This window comes from Capnocytophaga genosp. AHN8471, from assembly GCF_016806945.1.
GTDB lineage: Bacteria > Bacteroidota > Bacteroidia > Flavobacteriales > Flavobacteriaceae > Capnocytophaga > Capnocytophaga periodontitidis.
In genome coordinates, this window is sequence record NZ_JAESPJ010000026.1 from 92,578 (window position 1) to 116,761 (window position 24,184).

Below are 24,184 nucleotides of genomic sequence, written 5' to 3' on the forward strand. Positions count from 1 at the left end.
TTATGGCTAAACAAGCAGCAATTGAACAAGACGGAACTATTGTAGAAGCACTGTCTAATGCAATGTTCAGAGTGGAGTTAGACAATGGGCACGTAGTCATCGCACACATCTCAGGAAAAATGCGTATGCATTACATCAAACTACTCCCAGGTGATAAAGTAAAACTCGAAATGAGCCCTTACGACCTAAGTAAAGCTCGCATCACCTACCGTTATTAGTTTTAATTAAGAGAATTCTTCCAATATTTTGGTTGATAATTTCTCACAGATACAACCCTTTTAGTTATATCTGTGAGAAATTACAATCATAAAATAAGAATTTTTTATTTGTGGTATTTTTAGCGTAAAACATTTGTATTCAAAATGTTGAATACAAAAATTACGCTCAAAAAAACGAGTGAACTAAATGCAAAATGAAATTTTTGTACACTAAAAATGTGGCTATTACAAAAAAAAATTGTAGTTTTGCGCACTCTATTGATATAAACAAAACAAAATGAAAGTTAGAGCATCAATTAAAAAAAGAAGTTCCGAGTGCATCATTGTGCGCAGGAAAGGACGATTGTACGTAATTAACAAGAAAAATCCTAAATTTAAACAACGACAAGGATAATTATGGCACGAATTGCAGGTATTGACTTACCAAAAAACAAAAGAGGGGTTATTGGTTTAACCTACATTTTTGGTATTGGAAAAAGTAGAGCTAAAGAAATATTAAGTAGAGCTCAAGTAAACGAAGACACTAAAGTAAACGAATGGAATGACGACGAAATCAGTCGCATTCGCGAAATCGTTGCGTCTTACAAAATCGAAGGAGAATTGCGCTCCGAAATCCAATTAAACATCAAACGTTTGATGGACATCGGTTGTTACCGCGGTATCCGCCACCGTAACGGATTACCTTTGCGCGGTCAAAAAACTAAAAACAATTCTCGTACAAGAAAAGGTAAAAGAAAAACTGTTGCGAACAAGAAAAAAGCAACTAAATAATAAGTAGTAGAGTATGGCAAAACAAAATGCAAAAAATGCAAAAGTCTCTAAAAAGAGAAAAGTAGTCGTTGAGTCTGTTGGCGAAGCTCACGTTTCAGCTACTTTCAACAACGTTATCATTTCTCTTACCAATAAAAAAGGAGATGTAATTGCTTGGTCGTCAGCAGGTAAAATGGGCTTCAGAGGCTCTAAGAAAAATACCCCTTACGCCGCACAAGTAGCCGCCGAAGATGCTGCTAAAGTAGCTTTCGACGCCGGTCTTAAAAAAGTAAAAGTATACGTAAAAGGTCCAGGTAACGGTAGAGAATCCGCTATCCGCACTATCCACAACGCTGGTATCGAAGTAACCGAAATTATCGACGTTACTCCCCTTCCTCACAACGGATGCCGCCCTCCTAAAAAACGTAGAGTATAATTTAATATAACAAGTAAGAAAGGTGAGTTGTTATCGAAGGAATGCCTTAATTCATAACTGCCTTTCATTTTAAACAATTCAAAATGGCAAGATATACAGGACCAAAAACTAAAATAGCTCGTAAATTTGGTGAAGCTATCTTCGGAGATGATAAATCTTTTGAAAGAAAAAACTATCCTCCCGGACAACACGGCTTGGCTCGCCGTAGAGCAAAACGCTCTGAATACGCCACCCAGCTACAAGAAAAACAAAAAGCTAAATATACTTATGGAATCCTCGAAAAACAATTCCATAACCTATATGAAAAAGCTAAAAGAAGTAAACACATCACCGGTGAGGTGCTTCTTCAACTTTGCGAATCTCGCTTAGACAACGTCGTATACCGTATGGGTATCGCTCCTACTCGTAGCGCCGCACGCCAATTGGTGTCTCACCGCCACATCACCGTAAACGGAGAAATCGTAAATATCCCATCTTACTCACTTAAACCTGGCGATGTAGTAGGCGTTCGCGAAAAATCAAAATCTTTAAGCGTGATCGAAAATTCATTGGCTGCTCACAGCACCGTATACGAATGGATCACTTGGAACCCTGAAAAATTAGAAGGTACTTTCGTAGCTGTACCTCAACGTATTCAGATTCCTGAAAATATTAAAGAACAGTTAATCGTAGAGTTGTACTCTAAATAATAAATAAAAAAGACAGCAGTCAAAATATGGCATTATTTAACTTTCAAAAACCAGATAAAGTTATAATGATTGAATCATCTGATTTCGAAGGGCGATTTGAATTTCGCCCTTTGGAACCAGGATATGGTTTAACTATAGGTAACGCATTGCGCAGAGTTATGCTCTCCTCCCTCGAAGGTTTCGCTATTACCTCTGTGAAATTTGATAAAGTAGACCACGAATTTTCTACTATACCAGGCGTGAGAGAAGACGTAACCGAAATCATTCTCAACTTGAAACAAGTTCGCTTCAAACGCCAAGTCGAAGATGTAGAAAATGAAACAGCTACCATTACTGTTTCTGGTAAAAAACAATTGACTGCCGGTGATTTTCAAAAAACTCTTTCAGGTTTTCAAGTGCTAAACCCCGATTTGGTGATTTGCAATATGGAAACTTCCGCCGCCTTTACTATGGAAATTACCATTGAAAAAGGTCGTGGATACGTGTCCGCCGAAGAAAACGCAAAACCAAACGCCGCTATAGGAGTCATCGCTACCGATTCAATCTTTACTCCTATCAAAAACGTGAAATACACCGTTGAAAATTATCGTGTTGAACAAAAAACTGACTACGAAAAATTAGTCTTCGAAATTAAAACCGACGGTTCCATCCACCCTAAACAAGCCCTTACTGAAGCCGCTAAAACCCTCATCCATCACTTTATGCTCTTCTCCGACGAGAGAATTACTCTCGAAGCCGATGAAGTAGCCCAAACCGATACTTACGACGAAGAATCATTACACATGCGTCAGTTGCTCAAAACTAAATTGGTAGATATGGACCTTTCAGTGCGCGCTCTCAACTGCTTGAAAGCCGCCGAAGTAGAAACATTAGGCGACTTAGTATCATTCAACAAAGCCGATTTGATGAAATTTAGAAATTTTGGTAAAAAATCCCTCATCGAACTCGACGAATTAGTGGCTAACAAAGGTTTGGTGTTCGGTATGGATACCTCAAAGTATAAATTGGATAAAGATTAACTCGCTCTTGCGATATTTTAACTAAGGAAAAATGAGACACGGAAATAAAATTAATCATTTAGGAAGAAAATCTGCTCATAGAAATTCAATGCTCGCCAATATGGCTTGCTCTCTTATCGAGCATAAACGCATCAATACCACCTTGGCAAAAGCAAAAGCTCTAAAACTTTTTGTAGAGCCATTGGTAACTAAATCTAAAGAAGATACTACTCATAATCGTCGTATCGCTTTTAGTAAATTGCGCAACAAATACGCTGTAACCGAACTCTTCAAAGAAGTAGTAGTAAAAGTAGGCGACCGCCCAGGTGGATACACTCGTATCATCAAATTAGGAAATCGTTTAGGCGATAACGCCGAAATGGCTATGATTGAGTTCGTAGACTACAACACTACTTACAACGTAGCTAATAAAGCAGCTAAAAAGAAAACTACTCGTCGTGGTAGAAAAAAAGCAACTGAAGAAACTGCAACTGAAGCAAAAGCTGAAGTTAAATCTGAAGTAAAGTCTCAGGTTAAATCTGAAGCAAAATCTGAGGTTAAAGCTGAAACAGCTGAATAATTGCAATTATTTAAGTTAATAAAAATAAGGAGGTTTGCCACGGCAAGCCTCTTTCGTTTTCTAAATAAATTTGGCAGAATAGATTATATTTCATACCTTTGCCCAATTAATGACTTAAAAATGAAATCACTAATGAAAAAAATCGTCTTGAGCTTAGCTGTTATAGCAAGCATTGCACTCGTGAGTTGTGACAATACAAACACTCAACAAAGTACTGAAACAACTACCCCTACTACCGAGCAAACTACTGCACCTGAAGCTACTCAAGCATCTACTTTTGCTTACTCAGTTGATCCTACTTCAGTAGTAGAATGGGTAGGTAGCAAACCTGCAGGCAAACACAATGGTACCGTAAATGTTACCAAAGGCGGTGTAAATGTAGAGAATGGTGCTATTACCAAAGCTGAGTTCGTGTTGGATATGAATACTATCACAGTACTCGACCTCCAAGCAGGCAAAGGTAAAGAAGACCTCGAAGCTCACCTTAAAGGTACTGATCCTGAAAAAGTAGACCACTTTTTCAATGTGAAAGATTTCCCAACAGCTTCTTTTGTATTCAAGAAATTCGATGGTAAAAACCTTACTGGTGACCTTACTATCAAAGGTAAAACTAAAGAAGTGTCTTTCCCTGCTACTGTTACTGTTACCGATAACGAAGTGAGCATCGTTTCTCAACCCTTCAAAATCAATCGTGTAGATTTTGGAGTGAACTATGGTTCTAAATCAGTGTTTGATGATTTAAAAGATAAATTCATCAACGATGATGTAGAGTTAGTAGTAAAAGCTAAGGCTACCAAGTAAAAATTCTTTTCATAAATAAAAGGCAGTTGGTAGCAACTGCCTTTTTCTATTATTCTTATGGTTGAACCTATTTCTATAATTATTATCCTTACTACGCTGGCACTTTCAGCCTTCTTTTCGGGCTTTGAAATAGCATACGTATCATCTAACAAAGTACACTTAGAAATCCTCAAAAAGCAAGAGGGTGTGATTGCCAACGTGCTTACTAAACTCACCCGAAAGCCCTCTAAACTATTGGCTACTATGCTCGTGGGTAACAATGTGGCTTTGGTAGTCTACGGTTTTGAAATGGGCAAGGTGATGACTGCCCTCTTGCCCGAATTCTTCCAAAATGTGCTTTGGCATACTATAATCTCTACCCTTATCATCCTCATTACAGCAGAGTTTATGCCTAAAGTATTCTGCCAAATTTATGCTAATCAGTTGTTGAAAATATTTGCTATTCCTGCTTATTTTTTCTACCTACTGTTTTATCCGCTTTCCAGCTTTGTAATGTGGATTTCCGATTTTGTACTGCGTGTATTCTTCAAAACAAAAGGTGATTACGTGCCTCTTTCATTCACTAAAGTAGAATTAGTAGACTACATCTCTGAACAACTGGAAAATGTGCCTAAAAAAGAAGAAATGGATAGTGAAGTGCAGATGTTCCAAAATGCTTTAGAGTTTTCGGGAGTAAAAGCGCGTGAGATAATGATACCCCGCACCGAAATAGTAGCTGTAGAACTCAACGAATCTATTGAAAATCTGATTGCTACTTTTGTCTCTTCGGGATTTTCTAAAATATTGATATACAACGAAAATATCGATGATATTTTGGGCTATGTACACTCATTTGATATGTTCAAGAAACCTAAAAATATCAAAGAGGTACTCATTCCTATCGTGAATATCCCTGAAACTATTCAAATAAACGAAGTGTTGAATCTCCTTACCCGTAAGCGCAAAAGTATGGCGGTAGTTCTCGATGAGTATGGAGGTACCTCGGGGATTGTAACCTTAGAGGATATTGTAGAAGAACTCTTTGGCGAAATTGAAGACGAACACGACAAAGATAAATTTATAGAGGAACAACTATCGGAAACAGAATACCTATTTTCAGCACGTTTAGAGGTGGAATACCTCAATGAGATATATCATTTAGAAATTCCTGAAAGTGAAGAATACGAGACCTTAGGAGGCTTTATTGTGCTTCACAATGAAGGAATCCCTACCCAAGGTGAAAAGATAGAAATTTCTCCATTTACTTTTGTAATTGAAGCTTGTTCCCAAACCAAAATAGAAACTGTAAGATTGATAGTAAACAACGAATAATTATCAATTGTTATCAATTAAAAAAAGACTCTCCCTTTCGGAAGAGCCTTTTTTCACAATGCATATAAATACTACTACTAACTCCAAAATTAATACTCTTAAGCTAATAAAAATTTTATGAACTTAAAAGTATTTGTTTTTTCCATAAAATTTTGTCCTATAAATAGCTTAATAAATGATCTTTTTCAGTAATTTAATTTTTTTCAATTTCTGCTTTAATGATAATGTTTCTTATAGTAAGCAATTTTGATTAACAATTAGCAATCTCTGTTTCTCAAAATCTTGTTTTCAATGAAATAATCTTTATCTAACAATGTTTCTTATAGCAATTTTTCAGTAATTTTGTTTAATTCAGTTTTTTCAAGCAATTTTCAGTATAATCATTTATTATGATTTAAATGCACTTGTAAGCTTTACTAACATCCCGTCTGTCAAACTTACGCTTACTATATAGAAAATAGCGTGCCAAAAATGAAATACCTATCTATTTTGCCTCTAAGTTGTTTATTATCAGTGTTAAATAAAAAATCAATACTTCGTGCCAAAAAATAAAATTACAGTTTTTTGTATATACGCTATACGGAATCTTTGTATAACTTTCTCATTTTACACGTTTTTAACCGATACTTCTTCTCTTAAAAATCTACAGTTACCCCTAATTTTTCAGCAATAATGCCATTGATATAGGCTGAAAGAGTAGGGATTTTTACGCTTTCTAATACAGTATTAGCAAAAGCATAAGTGAGTAGGGCAGCCGCTTCTTTTTTGCCTATCCCACGTGTTTGCAGATAGAATAAAGAGTCTGCGCTGAGAGAGCCTACAGTACAACCGTGCGAACACTTCACATCATCGGCGAAGATTTCGAGTTGGGGCTTGGTGTATACCGTTGCCTTATCGGAGAGAAGGATATTGTCGTTCTGCTGATAAGCATTCGTTTTCTGGGCGATTTGCTCCACCATTATCTTACCGTTGAACACATTGGTGGCTTCATCACTTACGATACTCTTATAATCCTGATGACTCTCGCAATTAGGACAAGCGTGGTTCACTAGCGTATAATGGTCGGTGTGTTGTGTGCCTTTGAGAATGCTCAACCCTTTGAGGGTAGATTCTAAATGCTCGCCTTGGTGATAGAAATTGAGGTTGTTGCGAGTGAGTGTCCCCCCAAACGAGAAAGTATGTACGCTGGCGTGGCTATTTGCTTCTTGCGAAATATAGGTGTTATCAATAAGGGAAGCTGTCAGACTATCGTTTTGCAATTTGTAATAATCAAGCAAAGCCTCTTTGGCTACAAAAGCCTCGGTTACTGCATTGGTAAGGATTGCCGTAGCAGTATCCGATAGGTTTTGGTGTACTTCAATGACTTTGAGCTGTGCATTCTCGTCCACAGCAATAATATTGCGCGGCTGGTAGCAAGTGGTTTCTCTTCTATCGTTGAAATACAACAATTGTATAGGTTTATCTACCACTTTTCCTTTAGGCACTTCTATATATACACCTTCTGAGGTAAAAGCCGTGTTGAGGGCTGTGAATATATCGCCTTTTTCGGTATTGGTGTTGAAGTATTTTTTGATAAAGGCTTCTCCACCCTTGTGCAACGCCTCTAATAGAGGGCTAATAGTAGCGCCTGCAATCTCTTTGCTTGACATTTCGGGGCAGTAATAGCCGTTTACAAACACAATCTGATAGCAATCTGCAATAGCGTACTTGTGTAACACTTCGGGAGAGAGGGTTGTTTTATTGTGAATAGGTTGCCACAAGCTGTAATCAGTAGCTTGGAGGTTAGAGAGTGAGGTGTATTTCCACGCTTCTACTTTCTTATGAGGGAAACCTTTTTCGGCAAAGAAACTAAGGGCTTCTTTGCGAATGTCTTTTAATATATCGTCTTTATGTGGGAATGCCTCGAAGGCAGCAACCCATTTTTCTTTTAAATTCATCTTCTTAATTTTTTAATTCACTTGGTAAGGGTATTGCGTATAACTTCTTGCAATTTGCGGCATAGCTTACTGTAGGGTCAAGTCCGAAAATTGTAAGGATTTCATCTTTGATAGCTTTGTTGAAAGGAGCGCGCAAATCTCTATCACACCAGCATAAGTCCTCGCCACTGAGCATTTGCGCTAAACGATGTTTTCTATACATCTGTGGTGAAATACCATTTCCTCTATTGTTATAATCCAAATTATCGGTGAGTGTTTTGAGTTTTTTGGCTCTTTCGTCAAAGGCGGCTTCACTCATTCCTAATTGTATCAATCCCCATTGCAAAAAATATTTAGGACCACCGTATAACATAAATCCATCGTCTTCAAAGTTGATAGGGAAGTCGTATTCTTCATCGGGGATAGGAACGTTGCCTATAATTTCGTATTCGCCATAGAACAAATTGTTGTCCATCATCACGTTAGAGGGCATTGTTTTCTGCTGTTGCAATACTTCTATAGCTACATTTTTAGTATCGGAAGCATATACAAAGAACTGTATCATCACAGGTCGACCGAAAAGAAATCTCCAAAAGTGGTTTTCGGGGATAATATTTTCTTTTTGAACCTTATAGATATCTAAAACCACTCTGCCAAATCCGTATTGGGTGCGATTGAGTTTAAAACAGAAAATATCGTCTTTTTTGAATTTTACGTGCTTGCGTTTCTGTTGTTTAAATTCGGCTATTTCCTCTAAATGATTTGCTGGTGATTGAGCGATAAAATCAGCTATTTGCTGAGGGATGGAGGTTTGCTTTCTATCGGAAGGCTTTTCCCAAAAAGTATCGTAAAAAGTGATTTCGGAGGTGTAGCTCGTTATTGCCAACCGGTCATTTTTGATTTCTACCCACACGCCAATAGGGGTGCGTTTTTCAAAATGATTGGCTTGCAAAGGCACTTCTTTACCTTTTGAGGTTTTAGGTAACAATATTTTGCGGTTGCGTGTTGCTTCCTCGTACTGTTTTTCAATATATTTTTCCTTTGTGGAGATGATTTGCCTTTTGATGATATCGCCGTCAAAATACAATATGCTCTCTGGGCGGTGTTTGTCGCCTGCCAATAAAACCCTATCCCAATGAGGTAATATAGGGTCTAAGCCTACGTATTTGCGTTGTTCGTTGTTGAGTTCAAACATTTAATTAATTTGCCGATTTGTCAATTTGCTAATTAGCAAATTGGCTAATTTTCTAATTTACTAATGAGCCAATGGTATATAGGATTACTTTGTTTATCTACTTCGGTATATCCTCCTATCAGCTGACCGTTGTGATAGTGGAGTTCGTCGATATCGCTTACTAAAAACTCTTCTACCTCATCTTGATAAGGTTCAAAACCTTTGAAAATGATTTCGTCTTCCACTGTGAGGGTACTGATATCAAAAATGTAATGCCGATTGCAATACATATCGGTAATCAGTATTTTGTCACCTTTGAAAGGTTGTGCTATGGCTCCCCAATCCTTGGAGAATTGGTGTTTTTTGAGTGTTTTTAGCGATGGATAACTCATTACATAAAGCTCTGCCTCGTAGAAATTGGTGAATACAGCTTCTTTTTCACTGAGCATACAGCAGAAATCTACATCATTAGGCAATTGTTTGGCTACTTTTAGTTTTTCGTTTTCAAAAGATAGCAGATAGCTCATACAACCATCTTGTCCGCCATAGAAAGTGATAACCACTTTGTTATTAGGCAATGTTTTCAGCTCTATATTAGCATCGTAGATTTCGTCGTCCATAGGTATAGACGCCAATGCCTTCCCTTGCAGGTCATACACCCATACGGTGATATGCTGGGCATCGTGGCGCTGGGCTAGCCAAATTTGCTGACGTTCTATCGCTAATAAAGCCCCCACAATAGGTTTATTTATTTCCCAAAGCAGTTCTTTTTCAAAAGTGTAGAGCGAAAATCCTTCTGACTTATTGCATACACCTATTTGCTGATGTTCATAGTTGATAGCAAAGATGTCTTTTCTTTTTAAGAACTGAAATGCCTCAGGCAACAAAGGGTTTGTTAAGGTTTCTGTGTATTTTTCAATAAGCATAACCGTAATTCATCATTATCCTTTCAACCAATCATAACCTTTGGCTTCCAATTCTAAGGCGAGGTTTTTGTTGCCTGTTTTTACGATTTTACCATCGGAAAGCACGTGTACATAATCGGGGACGATATAGTCTAAGAGGCGTTGGTAGTGGGTGATAACGAGTACTGCGTTGTTTTCGTTTTTGAGTTTGTTCACCCCATTAGCGACAATGCGAAGAGCATCGATGTCGAGACCAGAATCGGTTTCGTCGAGGATAGCAATTTTGGGTTCGAGCATTGCCATTTGGAAGATTTCGTTGCGTTTTTTCTCACCGCCAGAGAATCCTTGGTTGAGGGAGCGAGAGAGGAAGTCGGGGTTTATTTCTAAAAGGGCTGCTTTTTCGCGTATTTTTTTGAGGAGTTCGGCAGCTGGCATATCGGGGAGTCCTTTTGCTTTGCGGCTCTCGTTGATAGCTGTTTTGATGAAGTTCGTTACTGATATACCAGGGATTTCCACTGGGTATTGGAAAGACATAAAGATACCTTTGTGAGCGCGCTCTTCGGGGGCATCTTCTAACAGACTTTCGCCTTCTAAGAGGATATCACCCTCAGTTACCTCGAAGTTTTCGTTGCCTGCAATTACCGAAGAGAGGGTAGATTTTCCGGCTCCGTTAGGTCCCATAATGGCGTGAACTTCACCTGCTTTTATTTCTAAGTCAATCCCCTTGAGGATTTCTTTGCCATCCACGCCTGCGTGGAGATTTTTTATTATTAACATTTTAATTGAGTTTAGCGTTAAGGGTGCAAAGTTCCGATATTATTTTGAATTATGCAAAATTAAGTGGAAGGTTGTTGGTTATCAATTGTTAGAGAGAGAAAAAATTATTGAGATATCAAATGAAATCTATCTTGCAATTCTTGTAATTTTATTATTAATTCTTCAAAACTAAGAGCTATTCCGTATATAAAACTTTTTCTCATTTCATTGTAATCTGCTTTATAAAGAGGGAGCAATTCTTTTTTAGGAACAATGGTAATTGCATGTGGTGAGGAGTTTTTGGGAGAAGTCGCTGAAATCTTTTTCTTGTTTAGTCATTGTTTTTAATTTTCACTTTGCATAGAATGTTACAAAAGCTGTTAGAAAAGTCGTGCAAACACATAGATTTGCACTAAAATTAGAAAGAGCCTACTTTTCTGTCTTTGTAAATACCATTTATTATCTGCCAACAAACGTCATATTCTGCAGCTCCAGCCCCGCCTGTTGTTACTATGTATAAAGCATCATTATCTTTATCGTAATAAACTTTTATGGCAGACAAAGGATCAAGCAAATCACTATAAGCCTTTTTAGGAAAATCAACTTTTTTGCCGTTAATGGTTACTTCAATACTTTTATATTCGTCTTTAGGAAGGTCGTAATCAACGCCATAAGGGTCAAATCCGTCTATTTTAGTAACACCAAACTTTTTAGTATAAATAATTTTATGTTTGTTTTTGTTGAACTTTTGAGTTGCCACCTTTACTTCAATGCCATCTTGTGAAAAAATATCTAAGTATTCATTTCCTCCAACTGATGGAATTGCTTTAAAATGATGTATCCATTGTACTCTATCTTTATAGATATATCCGTTATCTTCGTTCTTAAGCCAATTGCCAATAGGATCTTCACCAATATAAACCATTGTATTATTGCTAAGTGTGCCAATAATCTTACTTTTGATATTAGCTTTCTCACGAATATTTACATAACCATCGTTATCTTTGATAATGCCAAAAAAGTCTTTTACTTGTGCAAAACTGCAATGACTTATGAATAATAGTACTAAAAGGATTCGTTTCATTACTATGATATTAATTTTGTTCTTTTTTAACGCAAAATATGACTCACTGCCATCGGTAGTGGTGAGGAGTTTTTGAGAGAGGTCGCTGAAATCTTTTTCTTGTTTAGTCATTGTTTGCTTGTTCAAAAGTTACGGTTACATTTGTGCCTCGTTGTTTATATAAGGCAGGTGACTTTGTAGCAGACGAGAGATATTTTCGTAGAAATTGCCTTCACTTCGCACGAGTTACAAGTTTTTTTGTATTAGTACTCATATTTCTCGGTAGTACCATCATTTCCGTCCATCACTTTGGTAATTTTAGTAGCGTAACCTTGCGGATTATTAGCTTCATTTTTATATTCTGTACTTAAGTATGGGTTACCTGTAGTAAGTCCTAAGTTGGGATTGTCAGAGTCTTTTAGTTGTTGGGTTCGTTCGAATACTTTCACTACAAGGTTTTTGCTATTAGTGGCTTCATAAAGCTCATAAAAGGTGTAATTTTCTAAAGGAGTGTTTGCTAACGTGATAAGTTGTATTTGCAAGTTTCTCTTGGGGTTTTTCTTCTGCAGGTCATACTCATATAGATAGGTCTTTCTAAAAGAAACTACTCCGTTTGTGAGATTATCGTATACTTTCTTTATCAAGTTGCCTTCTGGACTAAAAGTATAAGTATATGTGTCGTATCCAGAATCACCTGTTGCCACCACAGTATGGGCGTCTGGGTAGGTAAGATTGTAGACTACTGAAGGGATAGGGGCAAATTTACTTAGCTTCCCATCTTTGTATTCAAAAGTAATAGACATAGAAAACTTTCCTAATTCACTTTTTTTAATTTCAGTAACTTGGTCTTGGTCGTTGAAGCTGAATTCTACAACTTCTTGGGCTATACCATCTTTATCAATATCTATTCTGGCAGGAAGCTTTTTACCTTTTAGGGGGGTAATCATCAAATGTTTGACTTCCTTTCGTTCTGATCCAGAAATTTCATACTCTTTTGCATCTTTGATAAAACCATCCTCTACGGTGTAAACCATTTCAGTGGAACTATCTGCTGAATATTCTATGATGTACTTAGTAGGCAATATAACCTTTTCTTCCCACGGGTCAGGGGCGTTGTTATTGTTATTATTGTTGTTATTGTCATCATCACTTTTGTGGCAAGCAACTCCAATGAGAGCAAGACTTGCTAAGATTAACAGTTTCTTCATAACGATTTTTTTATTAAATTAGGGAGCAAAGATAATGTTTTTTGTTGTAACATAATCCAGAAAATAATTAATTATCAGAGCAATCAACTTTGCTAAATTAACTAATTTGCTAATTTGTGTACGTGAATAGCATCAGCTTGGTGGAGGGGGGTGACGGTAATATCGGTGATTTGAATTTTGTCAGGCAGATTGACGATATAGGCGATAGTGTCGGCAATATCTTCGGCATATAGGGGCGTGATGCCTTTGTATACATTATCCGCTTTCTGCTGGTCGCCTTTGAAACGCACCTTGCTGAAATTGGTTTCTACCAACCCTGGTTTTACGTTGGTTACCTTTATATTTTTGTCCATTAGCTCTATGCGCATTGCATCGCTGAGGGCTCTTACTGCAAACTTGGTCGCGCAATAAATACTGCCATTAGGGTAGGCTATTTCTCCCGCTACCGACCCTACATTTACAATCGTTCCCACCTTGTTAGTGGCAATCATTAGCGGAATCACACTGTTGGCGATATAGGTAAACCCTTTGATGTTAGTGTCAATCATTTGGTCTATATCTTCAATGGCGTAGGTGTGAAGGGGTTGCAATCCTATTGCCAAGCCCGCATTGTTGATGAGGATATCTATTTGTTGCCATTTTTCGGGTAAGGATTGGATATTTTTCGCCACCTCTTGGTAGTTTCTCACATCGAAAGCTAAGGTAATGACCTCTATAGTGTGTTCTTTTTCGAGTTGGGTTTTCAATTCTGCTAATACCTCAGCCCGACGGGCGCAGAGAATAAGGTTTACGCTCATTTGCGCCAGTTTTTCGGCTACGGCTTTACCTATCCCACTGCTGGCACCAGAGATAAAAGCAATTTTTCCTTTGATACGATTTAGTTCCATTTGTTTAGATTTTTAACGTGAGTTCGACGTAAGTAATTATTAAATAATCAGCAAAATGTTTTAAATCTCCCACGAATTTCACGAATTTTCACGAAATAAGGATTGTAAAAAAAAACTTTTACTTTATATTATCTCACGAATTTTCACCTGATGGTGAATTATTTTGTGAATATATTATGTTACAAATCTGTAAATCAATGTTCTGTTATATTGAACTGACGTTATTTAAGATTAATTGTCAATTCTATTCCCTATATCCTATCCCCTAACACCTGACACCTGACACCTACCTCCATATTTTTTTCATCACCCCCTCCACAGTAGGATCATGATACTTACCCTCTTTATCCTTGGTGGTATTGAATGCAGAAGGGTCAAAATGCGGACAGTTGAGTTCTAAAAACTGAAAGAAGTAGCCATCGCTGTAAAACATATAAGGCATAAACTCCTCCTGAAAGTCGTTTTCGCACTCAAATTCATTGTTTATGATGATACGTACAAAAGCAGCGATATCTTCACGAGTGAGGTTGTTGTGCTTTATAGGGTCGGGCATTGCCAAATCAAAGGCAAAAGCCTCAATACCATTGCCTTCCCACCATTCCCATAGCCAAGTATCGGAAAGGTCTTTACCCGTGAGTTTACTCAGGTATTGCTCCATTGCCTTGTATTCTTTGTCAAATACTTCTTCGGGAGTGTCTTCACTTTGGGCATCCCAAAAGGCTTCATAGTCTTCTAAGCGTTTTAGTACAAGAGGGTAGAGTTTTTCAGCAGTAGCAAAATCGGGACGTAGTTCTTTTCTAAGTGTTTGCATTTGTTTAGGGTTTAGAATGGGACAAAGGTAGTGAAAAATTAGTAGATTAGCAAAATTTCCAATAGGCACATTAGCTGTATTTCTTTTCTATTCTGTTGATGATGATTTTGCCTGTGCTTTTGTAATAGGCTTCTGTAAAAGGGAGTGCTTTGAGGTAGGGGATATCACTCTTGTCACCAAACGCCTGAAAGCATACAGCAGCACTACACATTAGCACTTCGTCTTTTTTAGACTGCGCAAAGCTGATGATCTGCTTTAAGATAGGTACAAAAGCCTCGTGAAGGTTTTTATTCACTTTTTCACTTTTGAGTTGGTGTGATATATCACAAAGTCCATAGGTGTATTCTTTTACAAAATCCTGCTGATCATCGGTGATTTTAGAAGAAAAATTTTGGGCAATTTCCAAAAAAGCAGGGAGTGATTCCTCTATGGGTAGCTCTTTTAATACTCCAAAAACAATGCTAAAGAAATCTTTTGTTTTGTGTATTGATTTTACCAAGCCTTGTACCCCTTCTTCTAAATAAATGCAAAGGGCATCTACCCACGAGGCGAAAGGCACAATAAGCTCATCGTTCAGTGGTTGCCAATCGTATTGCGCTACCATTTCTCGCAAGGGAGTAATGTATTCCTTATTAGGTGTTTTGAGGATTTTTAAGAGGTCTTCTACCTCCAAATTGCCTTTTTTCTCCAACTGATGGAGCTTTTTGATGTGTTTTGCTACTGCTTCGGTCATATTGTTAATTTAGTTAATTTAGTAGCTATATAATTTTAACTTTACCAAAATATCTAATTGCCTGTCGTGCTACGACTCATCATCATAGGAAGTGTAATCCCATTCTAAGCCAAAGTTTTCCATAGCGTCTAAAAGAGTATCAAATAACTTTTGTTGAGTGCTACCTGTAAAAATAGCAGTGGCTCGGTTTGAGTCTTGATGTATGGCAAGGGTAATGACTATTTGAAAATCGGTATCGGTAAAGGTGCGTTGTCCTTCCCAACTGAGAGAGGTGAGTTCGGTATATTGTTTTTCTATATGGGCAACTGCTTCTGTGGGTACTTCAAAGTCTTCCATTTTCCAACCGCCCATTGCATTAGCATTGTAACGCAAGCCTCCCATCACACCGTTGTAAATAGCTATGTACAGCCAAAAGTCGGAGAGTGTTTGAGTTTCTAATACCCAATCTGGGTCGGTTTCTGAGCCGTAATTTCCCCAAACGGGCGGATTGGGGTTGTTTAAATCTTCTTTGCGGATTGCCCACATTACCACTCCTTGGTTTTCTTCACAAAAGCAAAGGTAATCCCCTGCAAAGTACAACTGCTGGGGCGTTGCTAAACTGTTAAACGACTGGTTTACCATTTTCGTTGCCCCTAACTGTAAGTAATACGCTCGGAACTCCTCAGGCAAGGTGATGTGTAAGCGTTTTTCAGCTTTTAACAACTGTGCTTCCGAGAAGCCTTTGCAGTTCTTTGGTGTGAGATTGTATAGTTTTTTGATGTTTTCCATATTAATATTTCAATAAATAAAAGCCCCATATCATATTGCTAAACTCTCCTGCTACAAAGCTGTGTGTTTCGCCGTTTATCACTACTTTTCCCGTTTCTTGCCATTTGTAGTCAAAGATATTTACGCCAAATAGTTTTACCTCGCCTTCTACTCCCGAGGTTTCAAACTGCCACGTTTTTTGCTTGAATAATTTCATTCTTTAATTATTTTTCTACCAATAAAATTCATTTGAAAGTTATCTTTTTCTTTAGTGAGTATAAGCTGTTGTTGCTCAAAGAACATTAAGAGTCTTTCGCTTTCTGGCAATGTGAATTTACTTGCTATCTCATTATTTTCTAATGAAAACTTACAAAAAGTATTTGTTTTTTCGTAACAATCCATTAAAAAGAGATATTTTTCGTCTTTAGAAAGTTTGAAATTGTCAAATTTTATATTGAAAGGACTTAAATCATAATCTTCATAAGTACCATCGGGCGCCATTTTACGGATAATAAATAGAAGTTTTCTGTTGTTATCACATAAATTCATATAAATATTGCCTTTACTATCTTTCACTACAGACCTATAAGGGGCAGTATTGAAAAGTATCTCTATTTTATCTTTTACCAAATCGTAACGTTGTATTGCTGTAGGAGCATAGATAAGGAGGTGCTCCTCATCTTCAAAATCAAGAGATAAACACCCCTCTACCTTTGTTACTTTCCTTTTTTTAGTGCCTTCAATACAATTGAAAGCAAAGAGATTTTTATCAGCAGAATTCATCAAGAAAAAAATAGGCTGATGATTAAAAGCTATACAGCTGGCTGTTTTAGGGAAATTCTTATCATACATATCGGTGATAAGCAAGTTTTCACGTTGTATTCTTAACAAATAGTCGTCAGATAGAACTAATATGAATTGTGCATCGGGAGTAAAGTATATTTCCTTTATATTGTTTTTTAAAGATATAGAGGCTTCTTCCTCACCTGTAGCAAACGACAACCGACGTAGGCGTGTATATTTTCCATAATCATCTTCAGCTCCGCCCCCTACATAAAAGCAATTGGGGTTAAAAGGGTCGGCTATAGGGGTAATATTAAAAGCAGACGATTGTTTAAACTGTTTCTTCCAAATGATTTCTGTTTGCATAGTGTTTTAATTACTAACGATTAGGTCTAAAAACTTTGGTGGTACTTCATCTGTAAGCCAAACCCCATTAGCAGAGAGATAAAAAACATACCCTGCCTCATACATTGCCATTGTATTTACTTTAAAAATGACGGGCTTGCCGTGTCGCGCACCTACTTTGGTTGCGGTTGCTATATCAATGCTGAGGTGTACATACTGGCGGGTTTGCTTTTGGAGTCCGCTTTTGAGAATGCTCTCTACAAACCTGCTGGCAGTGCCGTGATACAAACATTCAGGAGGTGTTTGGGGCAATAATTCTAACTCCACGGCAAGTGAATGTCCTTGATTAGCACGTATTTTTGTGTTATCCTCGCTAAAAGCATACCGCTGTTTGCTATCGGTAGCGACAATTTCTTCCAATATTTTAAGACTGAACACTGGGAATTTACGCTTCATATTCTTAATGAGCATATTTACCTCAGCCCAACCGTGAGTGTCGAGAGTAATACCAATCGCCTCAGGGTGGTGTCGCAGTACCAAACTGAGAAACTTGCTCTCTTTTTTATATTTTTCTTCTTTAGACATTGTTCAATATTTTGCGCGCTTTGCGGGCTTTTTGCGAGCTTTTTGCGCGCTTTGCGGGCTTTTTGCGCGCTTTTTGCGCGCTTTGCAGGCTTTTTGCACGCTTTTTTAACTGTATTTTAACATATAAGATGTGTTTACACTAGCACCTAATATCCTTAAAAGTTTATATTTTTCAACTAACTCTTTTAGCTCGTAAACAGCAGTTCTGACTGAAATATTATTAAGTTCTTGATATTCTTTTTTAGTAATTTCACCTTTTTCTTTTACATATAGAACTGCTTTTATTTGTCTTTCATTAAGCCCTCTTTCTATCAATCCTTGTTCATTAAAAAGATCTCTAAACTCAATCCAGAAATCAGAGCCATCTATATTGTAAAAAGGCTGAGGAAGCCCCTGTGCTTGACAAAGTTTTGCCATTATATGAATTCCACGTCCCCACGATTCTACATATCCACATCTAAAGAAAGCATTTGCTATATCAGGATTGTAAGGACGTGATGAATGAGATTGCAAGAGTTTCTCAAGTGTCCAATTTTCAGGTAAAGTACCCTCATTCCATATCATTAATTTATCCCGATATACTCTTATTTGTATAGGGGTTAGTCCTGAATAATCCTTATGTGCTATAGCATTCAAAAGGGCTTCTCTCACAGCTTCTTTAGGATATTCATAGGTTTCAACTCTGTGGATTCCCTCATAACTGATAATTGCTTTTATATATTTGGTAAAAAGCAATTCGATGGTCTTTTCTACTTGTTCAATTAGGTTGCCGTGTACTTCATCTTGGAAGACAAGATCTGCTTCTCGCTGAAAGTATCCTATTTTTACATAAGCTCCAGTAATGAATTTTTCAGGATTAGGGTGAAAAAGCAATAGGGCAGCCCGTTTTAAATTTCCTTCTTCTATAAGGTTTAGATTCTCCAAAAGTTGCGCTACATCATCTTGCGGAATACTATCCGGCAGACGCTTGCTCTTGATACCTCTTTCTCTGAAAAAAGCTAAGGTTTCTTGCTTCAAATCGGCTATGGCTACCTTAGGAATAGTTACACTATCCCAGCGTTTCCCTTGTTTTTGCAACAGAAACTTGTCCAAGGCAACACCCTTAAGTTCTTGTTTGGTAGCACCACTACGGTAATGATATTGCCCTTTGTAATTCACAGGGTTAGGATAAGGATCTACCACTATCTCAAGATAATCTCCTTCTGCAGTCTCTTGTAGATTTACATCTACTAAGATGCCTAAAACATCTCTTACTTTGTTAGGAATATCCTCTAATAGTTTCTTAGCTTCAGCTACCCCTACAGTATTTCCTTTGTCATCTTTTCCTATAAATATAGTTCCTCCATTGGCATTGGCAAATCCGCAAATCCACTTGAGGTATTCATCACGCCAAGAACGTTTATATTCTATGTTTTGTGTTTCTTGCATTTTTTATTATTTTTTTAAACAAACACCAATTCCATTTGCTGTAAGTAATAGTTCCTCCCTACTTGCTCCTTTGCCTTGTCGGAAATCCAAAAATCGGGTTTGAGCAATTGCTCTCCTTTCATCATCTTTGCTTTATGACTGATTTTCTTAATCTGCTTGATGATATCCTTGAAAATGGCATACATAGGATACTTTTCAGTGCTGATATAGTCTATATCTACTAGCATATTGCTAGTTACAAACTCATAATCATCTCTACTGAATACCGCTTCAAACTCCTCAGGAGTGATTACAAAATTAAAACTTTTGTGCCAAGTGTTTGCAAAATACATAATGATAGTTATTTAGGGGTTAGAAATTAGGGTTTAGCTTTTACTCGCTATTTAACAGCTATTTCCGAAACAAGTTCCTCGCTGCTTTCTCACTGCATTTTTGGTGTTTAGCATAAGCCTTAGCTGCACGCAGGCGTATCTGTTCATCGCTTTCACCATTCACATAGCCCGTAAGTGCATCGTGAAGAGTGTAGGCTTCGGCAGCCATCAATCCTGAAGTCCAAACTAGCGGATTTACCTTTGCGTGTTGTAGGTGAGGCTCAAAAAAACGCTTGCTATAGCACGCTAAGATAATCACATCGCGTGTCTTGCCGTCAGTGTTTTTATAAGCAGTGTTGAGTTGGAAATCCATCAGTCCGTCGTGTCCTACATACGCAATCAAATCGGCATTGCCAGCAGCGGCATTTTTCAAGAAGTTTTCTGTACAAGTTTTGATATATTTACCATCGTAAGCATCGGCGATGAGCGTATAGTTTTTAGTAGCGTGCTTAAAGGTTACTCGCTCCAAAATAATATCACTATAAGGCTTTTCCGATTTTACAAACTTCCATTCCTTACTGCGTTTAAAATAAGTGCGCACGCCATAACCACAACCCCAATAAAGGTTACTATCGGCATCTTGCCCATTGCCAATTCCTTTGGGTACCGGCACAATGCCCTGATACTTATTATCGCAGAGGGCTACCAAAACGTGTATAGTTTTCGTCTGTTGCGCCCATATAGGGGCTGTAACCAAGCAAAAGAATAATAGGAGGTGTTTCATTGTGTTTTCAGTCAAATATTTGTTTGTCTATTGCTAAGAAAGAATCTTTTATAGTTTTAATTATTTCAATCGAAATGTCTCGTTATATTCTTCTTAAAAGTCAAAAGTTTAGTAAAAAATCAAAGGTTGAAAAATGGTTTTGCTTTCCTTTACACCACCTTCAACCTTTGATTATTATTTAAATTCTATTGTTTAAACACGTTGTTTTCTCTATTGATATCCACACTTCTGTTGTTAGGGTCTAACACTATGCTTTGGATATCACTCAGTGGCATATCAAGCTCAAAAGTGTAAGTGAGGTTACCCCAACCCCAAGCAGGGAGCACAAGGCGAGAGTAATCAGGATAAGTGTTTGGTTTTTCGCCGTAAGTCATTCGCGAAGGCACATATACATATTGAGTTTTCCCAGTTTTATCAGTTACAAAAAGGTCAATAGAGAGGGGTAATCTGCCTAAACGCTTGAGGGTAACGGTAGTTTTATTACCTTTAGCAGTCACCTTGTCGATAGCGTAATCAGCTACGTGGTCGGTTTGCATAAACTCGTTGAGGAACCATTGCAATTGTAAACCCGATACTTTTTCGGCAATGCGAATAAAATCGTTAGGAGTAGGGTTCTTGAAAGCAAATTCGTGGTAGTAACGTTTGAGAGTTTTTAGTAGCGCCTCATTACCCATTAGGTAGTCTAACTGGGTGAGAAACAACTGACCTTTGTAATAAGCGGCAATGCTATAAGCGTAGTTAGTTGCATAACGATCGGAATGAGTGATAGTAGGCTCTTGTAAACCCGATTGTACCAAATTGAGGTAGCCTTCATAAGCATCTTCAAAAGGATATGCGTTTTGAGGGACAAGCCCTAAAACTTTCTGTTCGGCAAGGGTTTGTATATATGAAGTAAAGCCCTCGTCCATCCACGGATAAGCTGCTTCATCAGTAGCTAAAAGATGCTGAAACCAAGCGTGGGCAAGTTCGTGAGTGGCAGTACCTACTAATTTTTCGTATTTTTCACCACCTACCATAAGGGTACACATAGCATACTCCATACCGCCGTCACCACCTTGGATAAAAGAGTATTGAGGCCAAGGATAAGCACCGATGAGCTTGTTGAAATAATCAAACACTTTCAGCATATCAGGCTGAATGCGTTTCCAAGTTTCAGGATATTTTTTGTAGAAGAAGTGTATAGTTTTACCATCAGCAAGTTGGTGTTTGTCGTGTACATACTGAGGGTCGGCAGCCCAAGTGAAATCGTGTACGCGTTCTGCAACAAAGTGCCAAGTTCTGGTTTTAGCTTTTTTAGGTAGCGCAGGAACTTTCACCCCTACATCTTCATAGCCAAAGCCTATTTCATTGGCGTTTTGGAGTATACCTGAACCTGCTACCATATAGGTTTTGTCGAGAGTGATTTTCACATCAAAATTGCCCCAAACGCCATAGAACTCACGTCCTAAGTACTCGGTGGTATGCCAACCTTGGTGATCGTAAGCTACCATTTTGGGGTACCATTGTGCCATTGAAAGAGCTACACCATCGGGGTTGTTGCGCCCTGCACGGCGTATCATCACAGGTAACTGACCTTCAAAAGTCATATCGAGTACTGTTTTGCTATGAGGGAGGATAGGGGAGGGGAGGGTAACTTTCAAGATAGTACTCTCGTGAGTGAAAGTCGCTTTTTGTTCATCTTGAGTCATAGCTGTAATGCGCAAAGAGCCTATTTCCGAAGGTGATAGTTTGGCAATTCTACTCTCGTAGATAGGTTTTTGTTTAGTGCCTACGTTGTTAGCCATACGTCTATCGGGGTCGGGGAGGGCTTGCAAGTTGCTATCCATTTCGCTATTAGGTTGGAAAGCATTGTAGTAGAGGTGGTAGAATACCACGCGAAGAGTGTCGGGGGAGTTGTTTGTATACGTGAGTTTTTGAGTGCCCTTGTACTGAAAGGTTTTCACATCCATTGTCACGTCCATTTGGTAATCAGCTTGTTGTTGCCAAGGATTGTCTTGTGCGCCTGCTTTCAGCGCAAAAGCGAAGCCACAAAGGGCTAATAGCATTTTTTTCATCAGATGAATTGTTTTAGTTTTTTAGAAAGCGCAAAGATAAAGGTTAATTTGCTCATTTCCAAATTTGCTCATTAGCAAATTCTTTACTACCTTTGTCGCCTCAATTATTGTTAATTATTCATTGTCAATTGTTAATTGAAATATTATGGATTTTTTATTTTCTGTTGATGCTCTTGTGGCACTCCTTACCCTTACTTTCCTCGAAATCGTTTTGGGGATTGATAATGTGATATTTATCTCTATCGTTACAGGTAAATTACCCGAAAACCAACGCAAACGTGCTACTCGCTTGGGACTCTTCTTGGCAATGTTTATGCGTATAGGTTTGCTATTAGGGATTTCCTTCCTCATTCGTCTTAAAGACCCGCTTATCAGTTTTGATTGGGGTTGGTTCTCAGCACATTTCAACGGACAAGCACTGATACTTCTCGCGGGAGGTATTTTCTTACTCTACAAATCAACTAAAGAAATTCACGCCAAAGTAAATCATATAGAGCACGTTACCGAATCGGAACAGCCTCAAGCGCGACAACACGCTTCATTTAGCGGAGTTATCGTACAAATCTTACTGATAGACATCATTTTTTCAATAGATAGTATCCTCACAGCTGTGGGGATGACCAATGGATTGGAAGGTGCACTTTACCTAATGATTATCGCTGTAATTCTTTCGGTGGGAATAATGATGCTCTTTGCCAACCCAGTAGGTAATTTTGTAAACCGCAATCCGTCAATTCAAATATTAGCCCTTTCCTTCTTGATACTCATTGGCTTTATGCTCATTACCGAGAGTATGCATCTTTCGGAAGCGGTACTCGCTGGACAAACAGTAGGGGCAGTGCCTAAGGGTTATTTGTACTTTGCGATAGCTTTCTCATTGGGCGTTGAGTTTTTGAATATGAAAATGCGGAAGAAGACTAATAACTAAAAAAATAAAAAGATATGAATGCAATTTTAACCACTCCTCCACAAGGTATTTCTTTGGAAAATGCTATGAATATCCTTAAAAGTCTTAACTTTAATATTGTTGATGTTAAAAAATTAAAGAAGGAAGAGAAAGAGATTCCTAATCAAGAAACCAAAGAAGCTATGGCTGAAGCAGAAAGGTTGATAAAGGACAAAGATACACCTTTCTTTGATGATGTTGATGCGTTTTTGTCGTTCTTAAAAAACTAAGATTATGGAGTCTACAGAAACTAAAAAAGAAGATGAGTATAAGTATCAGTTATTCTCTTCTACAAGTTTTAAGAAGGATTATAAGAAGTTTTTGAATGATAAGGTAAAAATAGCTAAGATAGATGATACTATCAAACAATTAAGAATTGGAGGTGTAGAACAGTTACCTCTAAAAATGAAAGCTCATTTTTTAACAGGAAAATACAAAGGTCATTTAGAATGTCATATAGAGCCAGATTTACTCATTATTTGGCTACAATATGATGAAGAACAAAAGAGAATTGTTCTTACCCGTTTAGGCTCACATTCAGAACTTTTTAAAAAGTAAGAAATGAAAGTATACACCAAATGCAAACATTGCGCTGAAGAACTATCTTGCACTACAGAAGCTACTGACCGTGTGGAGTTTGCGATGCAAGAGGGGGAAGAAAAATCACTCGTCTGCCCTAACTGCAATCGCCGTTTTACTTATGAACCCAACGATTTTCGCGCCAAACCCTCAAAAATAGGGCAAATAGTAGCCTTAGCCATTCTCATTTTGGGAGTGCCTGCTCTTATCTATGCTTTTGCAGGAAAGAACTACATAGTATTAGGAGGCTATTTGCTGATTCCGTGGGCTGTCTATGCGATTATCACCCAACAAGACCGCAGCAGAGTAAGCAGTTTTAACCAAGTGCTTTTTAGAAGAAAGTCGCAACGAGAATAAAATATTATTATGTACTCTGTTATTATCTT

The 24,184-nt window shown here is 37.9% G+C and carries 30 protein-coding genes; 13 read left to right on the top strand and 17 right to left on the bottom strand.

The window, feature by feature from the left end:
- The first annotated feature begins 2 nt into the window (after positions 1 to 2).
- The 9 genes from infA (at position 3) to JMN12_RS11225 (ending at position 5,783) form a co-directional block, all read left to right on the top strand.
- Positions 3 to 218 (top strand): translation initiation factor IF-1, encoded by a 216-nt coding sequence (infA, locus tag JMN12_RS11185; RefSeq protein WP_002675066.1) that lies wholly within the window; start codon positions 3 to 5, stop codon positions 216 to 218.
- 277 nt (positions 219 to 495) lie between these two features.
- The gene (gene ykgO / locus JMN12_RS11190) at positions 496 to 612 is read left to right on the top strand and encodes a type B 50S ribosomal protein L36 (RefSeq protein WP_002676536.1); all 117 of its coding nucleotides are present in this window, start codon (positions 496 to 498) and stop codon (positions 610 to 612) included.
- 2 nt (positions 613 to 614) lie between these two features.
- Positions 615 to 989: a 30S ribosomal protein S13 gene (gene rpsM, locus JMN12_RS11195; protein WP_009750922.1), complete on the top strand. Its 375-nt coding sequence runs from the start codon at positions 615 to 617 to the stop codon at positions 987 to 989.
- 13 nt (positions 990 to 1,002) lie between these two features.
- Positions 1,003 to 1,404 (top strand): 30S ribosomal protein S11, encoded by a 402-nt coding sequence (gene rpsK / locus JMN12_RS11200; RefSeq protein ID WP_002679512.1) that lies wholly within the window; start codon positions 1,003 to 1,005, stop codon positions 1,402 to 1,404.
- Positions 1,405 to 1,487: 83 nt separating this feature from the next.
- Positions 1,488 to 2,093 carry a 30S ribosomal protein S4 gene (gene rpsD / locus JMN12_RS11205; RefSeq protein WP_009750921.1) on the top strand — a complete coding sequence of 202 codons (606 nt, stop codon included), beginning with the start codon at positions 1,488 to 1,490 and terminating at the stop codon, positions 2,091 to 2,093.
- A 26-nt stretch (positions 2,094 to 2,119) separates the two neighbouring features.
- Positions 2,120 to 3,112 (top strand): DNA-directed RNA polymerase subunit alpha, encoded by a 993-nt coding sequence (locus JMN12_RS11210; protein WP_203081637.1) that lies wholly within the window; start codon positions 2,120 to 2,122, stop codon positions 3,110 to 3,112.
- A 31-nt stretch (positions 3,113 to 3,143) separates the two neighbouring features.
- Complete coding sequence (gene rplQ / locus JMN12_RS11215) at positions 3,144 to 3,671, top strand: 50S ribosomal protein L17 (RefSeq protein ID WP_203081638.1); 528 nt, start codon at positions 3,144 to 3,146, stop codon at positions 3,669 to 3,671.
- Between the two features lie 132 nt (positions 3,672 to 3,803).
- Positions 3,804 to 4,472: a YceI family protein gene (locus tag JMN12_RS11220; RefSeq protein WP_203139205.1), complete on the top strand. Its 669-nt coding sequence runs from the start codon at positions 3,804 to 3,806 to the stop codon at positions 4,470 to 4,472.
- Positions 4,473 to 4,529: 57 nt separating this feature from the next.
- Positions 4,530 to 5,783 (top strand): hemolysin family protein, encoded by a 1,254-nt coding sequence (locus tag JMN12_RS11225; RefSeq protein WP_203139208.1) that lies wholly within the window; start codon positions 4,530 to 4,532, stop codon positions 5,781 to 5,783.
- 635 nt (positions 5,784 to 6,418) lie between these two features.
- Here JMN12_RS11225 and sufD read toward each other — a convergent pair.
- The 17 genes from sufD to JMN12_RS11310 form a co-directional block, all read right to left on the bottom strand.
- Positions 6,419 to 7,720 carry a Fe-S cluster assembly protein SufD gene (gene sufD, locus JMN12_RS11230; protein WP_203139211.1) on the bottom strand — a complete coding sequence of 434 codons (1,302 nt, stop codon included), beginning with the start codon at positions 7,718 to 7,720 and terminating at the stop codon, positions 6,419 to 6,421.
- 4 nt (positions 7,721 to 7,724) lie between these two features.
- Positions 7,725 to 8,894: an immunity 26/phosphotriesterase HocA family protein gene (locus JMN12_RS11235; RefSeq protein ID WP_198466400.1), complete on the bottom strand. Its 1,170-nt coding sequence runs from the start codon at positions 8,892 to 8,894 to the stop codon at positions 7,725 to 7,727.
- A gap of 44 nt (positions 8,895 to 8,938) precedes the next feature.
- Positions 8,939 to 9,799, bottom strand: a complete 861-nt coding sequence (locus JMN12_RS11240) for a hypothetical protein (protein WP_203139215.1) — start codon at positions 9,797 to 9,799, stop codon at positions 8,939 to 8,941.
- A gap of 15 nt (positions 9,800 to 9,814) precedes the next feature.
- Positions 9,815 to 10,555: a Fe-S cluster assembly ATPase SufC gene (gene sufC / locus JMN12_RS11245; RefSeq protein ID WP_203139218.1), complete on the bottom strand. Its 741-nt coding sequence runs from the start codon at positions 10,553 to 10,555 to the stop codon at positions 9,815 to 9,817.
- Between the two features lie 397 nt (positions 10,556 to 10,952).
- The gene (locus JMN12_RS11250) at positions 10,953 to 11,729 is read right to left on the bottom strand and encodes an SH3 domain-containing protein (RefSeq protein WP_203139399.1); all 777 of its coding nucleotides are present in this window, start codon (positions 11,727 to 11,729) and stop codon (positions 10,953 to 10,955) included.
- Between the two features lie 131 nt (positions 11,730 to 11,860).
- Complete coding sequence (locus JMN12_RS11255) at positions 11,861 to 12,805, bottom strand: hypothetical protein (RefSeq protein WP_203139220.1); 945 nt, start codon at positions 12,803 to 12,805, stop codon at positions 11,861 to 11,863.
- Between the two features lie 101 nt (positions 12,806 to 12,906).
- Entirely contained in the window at positions 12,907 to 13,692 is a 786-nt protein-coding gene (locus JMN12_RS11260) for an SDR family NAD(P)-dependent oxidoreductase (protein ID WP_203139222.1), read from the bottom strand.
- A gap of 286 nt (positions 13,693 to 13,978) precedes the next feature.
- On the bottom strand, positions 13,979 to 14,503 hold the full coding sequence (locus JMN12_RS11265) for a hypothetical protein (protein ID WP_203139224.1): 525 nt from the start codon (positions 14,501 to 14,503) through the stop codon (positions 13,979 to 13,981).
- Between the two features lie 70 nt (positions 14,504 to 14,573).
- The gene (locus JMN12_RS11270; RefSeq protein ID WP_203139226.1) at positions 14,574 to 15,236 is read right to left on the bottom strand and encodes a hypothetical protein; all 663 of its coding nucleotides are present in this window, start codon (positions 15,234 to 15,236) and stop codon (positions 14,574 to 14,576) included.
- Positions 15,237 to 15,305: 69 nt separating this feature from the next.
- Positions 15,306 to 16,004 (bottom strand): SMI1/KNR4 family protein, encoded by a 699-nt coding sequence (locus JMN12_RS11275; protein ID WP_203139228.1) that lies wholly within the window; start codon positions 16,002 to 16,004, stop codon positions 15,306 to 15,308.
- A gap of 1 nt (position 16,005) precedes the next feature.
- Entirely contained in the window at positions 16,006 to 16,200 is a 195-nt protein-coding gene (locus tag JMN12_RS11280; RefSeq protein ID WP_009750900.1) for a hypothetical protein, read from the bottom strand.
- Positions 16,197 to 17,132: a hypothetical protein gene (locus JMN12_RS11285; protein ID WP_203139230.1), complete on the bottom strand. Its 936-nt coding sequence runs from the start codon at positions 17,130 to 17,132 to the stop codon at positions 16,197 to 16,199. The genes JMN12_RS11280 and JMN12_RS11285 overlap by 4 nt, the downstream gene beginning before the upstream one ends.
- A 6-nt stretch (positions 17,133 to 17,138) precedes the next feature.
- Positions 17,139 to 17,696: an RNA 2'-phosphotransferase gene (locus JMN12_RS11290; protein WP_203139231.1), complete on the bottom strand. Its 558-nt coding sequence runs from the start codon at positions 17,694 to 17,696 to the stop codon at positions 17,139 to 17,141.
- Positions 17,697 to 17,801: 105 nt separating this feature from the next.
- Positions 17,802 to 19,124: an ATP-binding protein gene (locus JMN12_RS11295; protein ID WP_203139234.1), complete on the bottom strand. Its 1,323-nt coding sequence runs from the start codon at positions 19,122 to 19,124 to the stop codon at positions 17,802 to 17,804.
- Positions 19,125 to 19,138: 14 nt separating this feature from the next.
- Positions 19,139 to 19,456 carry a hypothetical protein gene (locus tag JMN12_RS11300; protein WP_203084430.1) on the bottom strand — a complete coding sequence of 106 codons (318 nt, stop codon included), beginning with the start codon at positions 19,454 to 19,456 and terminating at the stop codon, positions 19,139 to 19,141.
- 58 nt (positions 19,457 to 19,514) lie between these two features.
- Entirely contained in the window at positions 19,515 to 20,219 is a 705-nt protein-coding gene (locus JMN12_RS11305) for a hypothetical protein (RefSeq protein WP_203139237.1), read from the bottom strand.
- Between the two features lie 185 nt (positions 20,220 to 20,404).
- Complete coding sequence (locus JMN12_RS11310) at positions 20,405 to 22,273, bottom strand: M1 family metallopeptidase (RefSeq protein ID WP_203139239.1); 1,869 nt, start codon at positions 22,271 to 22,273, stop codon at positions 20,405 to 20,407.
- A gap of 145 nt (positions 22,274 to 22,418) precedes the next feature.
- On the opposite strand from JMN12_RS11310, the gene JMN12_RS11315 reads away from it, so the two are divergent.
- The 4 genes from JMN12_RS11315 to JMN12_RS11330 are packed head-to-tail and all read left to right on the top strand — an operon-like array spanning position 22,419 to position 24,155.
- Positions 22,419 to 23,201: a TerC family protein gene (locus JMN12_RS11315; RefSeq protein ID WP_203139242.1), complete on the top strand. Its 783-nt coding sequence runs from the start codon at positions 22,419 to 22,421 to the stop codon at positions 23,199 to 23,201.
- Between the two features lie 14 nt (positions 23,202 to 23,215).
- Complete coding sequence (locus tag JMN12_RS11320; protein WP_009750893.1) at positions 23,216 to 23,449, top strand: hypothetical protein; 234 nt, start codon at positions 23,216 to 23,218, stop codon at positions 23,447 to 23,449.
- A gap of 4 nt (positions 23,450 to 23,453) precedes the next feature.
- Positions 23,454 to 23,777, top strand: coding sequence for a type II toxin-antitoxin system YafQ family toxin (locus JMN12_RS11325; RefSeq protein ID WP_095901885.1), 324 nt, complete (start codon positions 23,454 to 23,456; stop codon positions 23,775 to 23,777).
- 3 nt (positions 23,778 to 23,780) lie between these two features.
- On the top strand, positions 23,781 to 24,155 hold the full coding sequence (locus JMN12_RS11330) for a hypothetical protein (RefSeq protein WP_088595112.1): 375 nt from the start codon (positions 23,781 to 23,783) through the stop codon (positions 24,153 to 24,155).
- Positions 24,156 to 24,184: the final 29 nt, after the last annotated feature.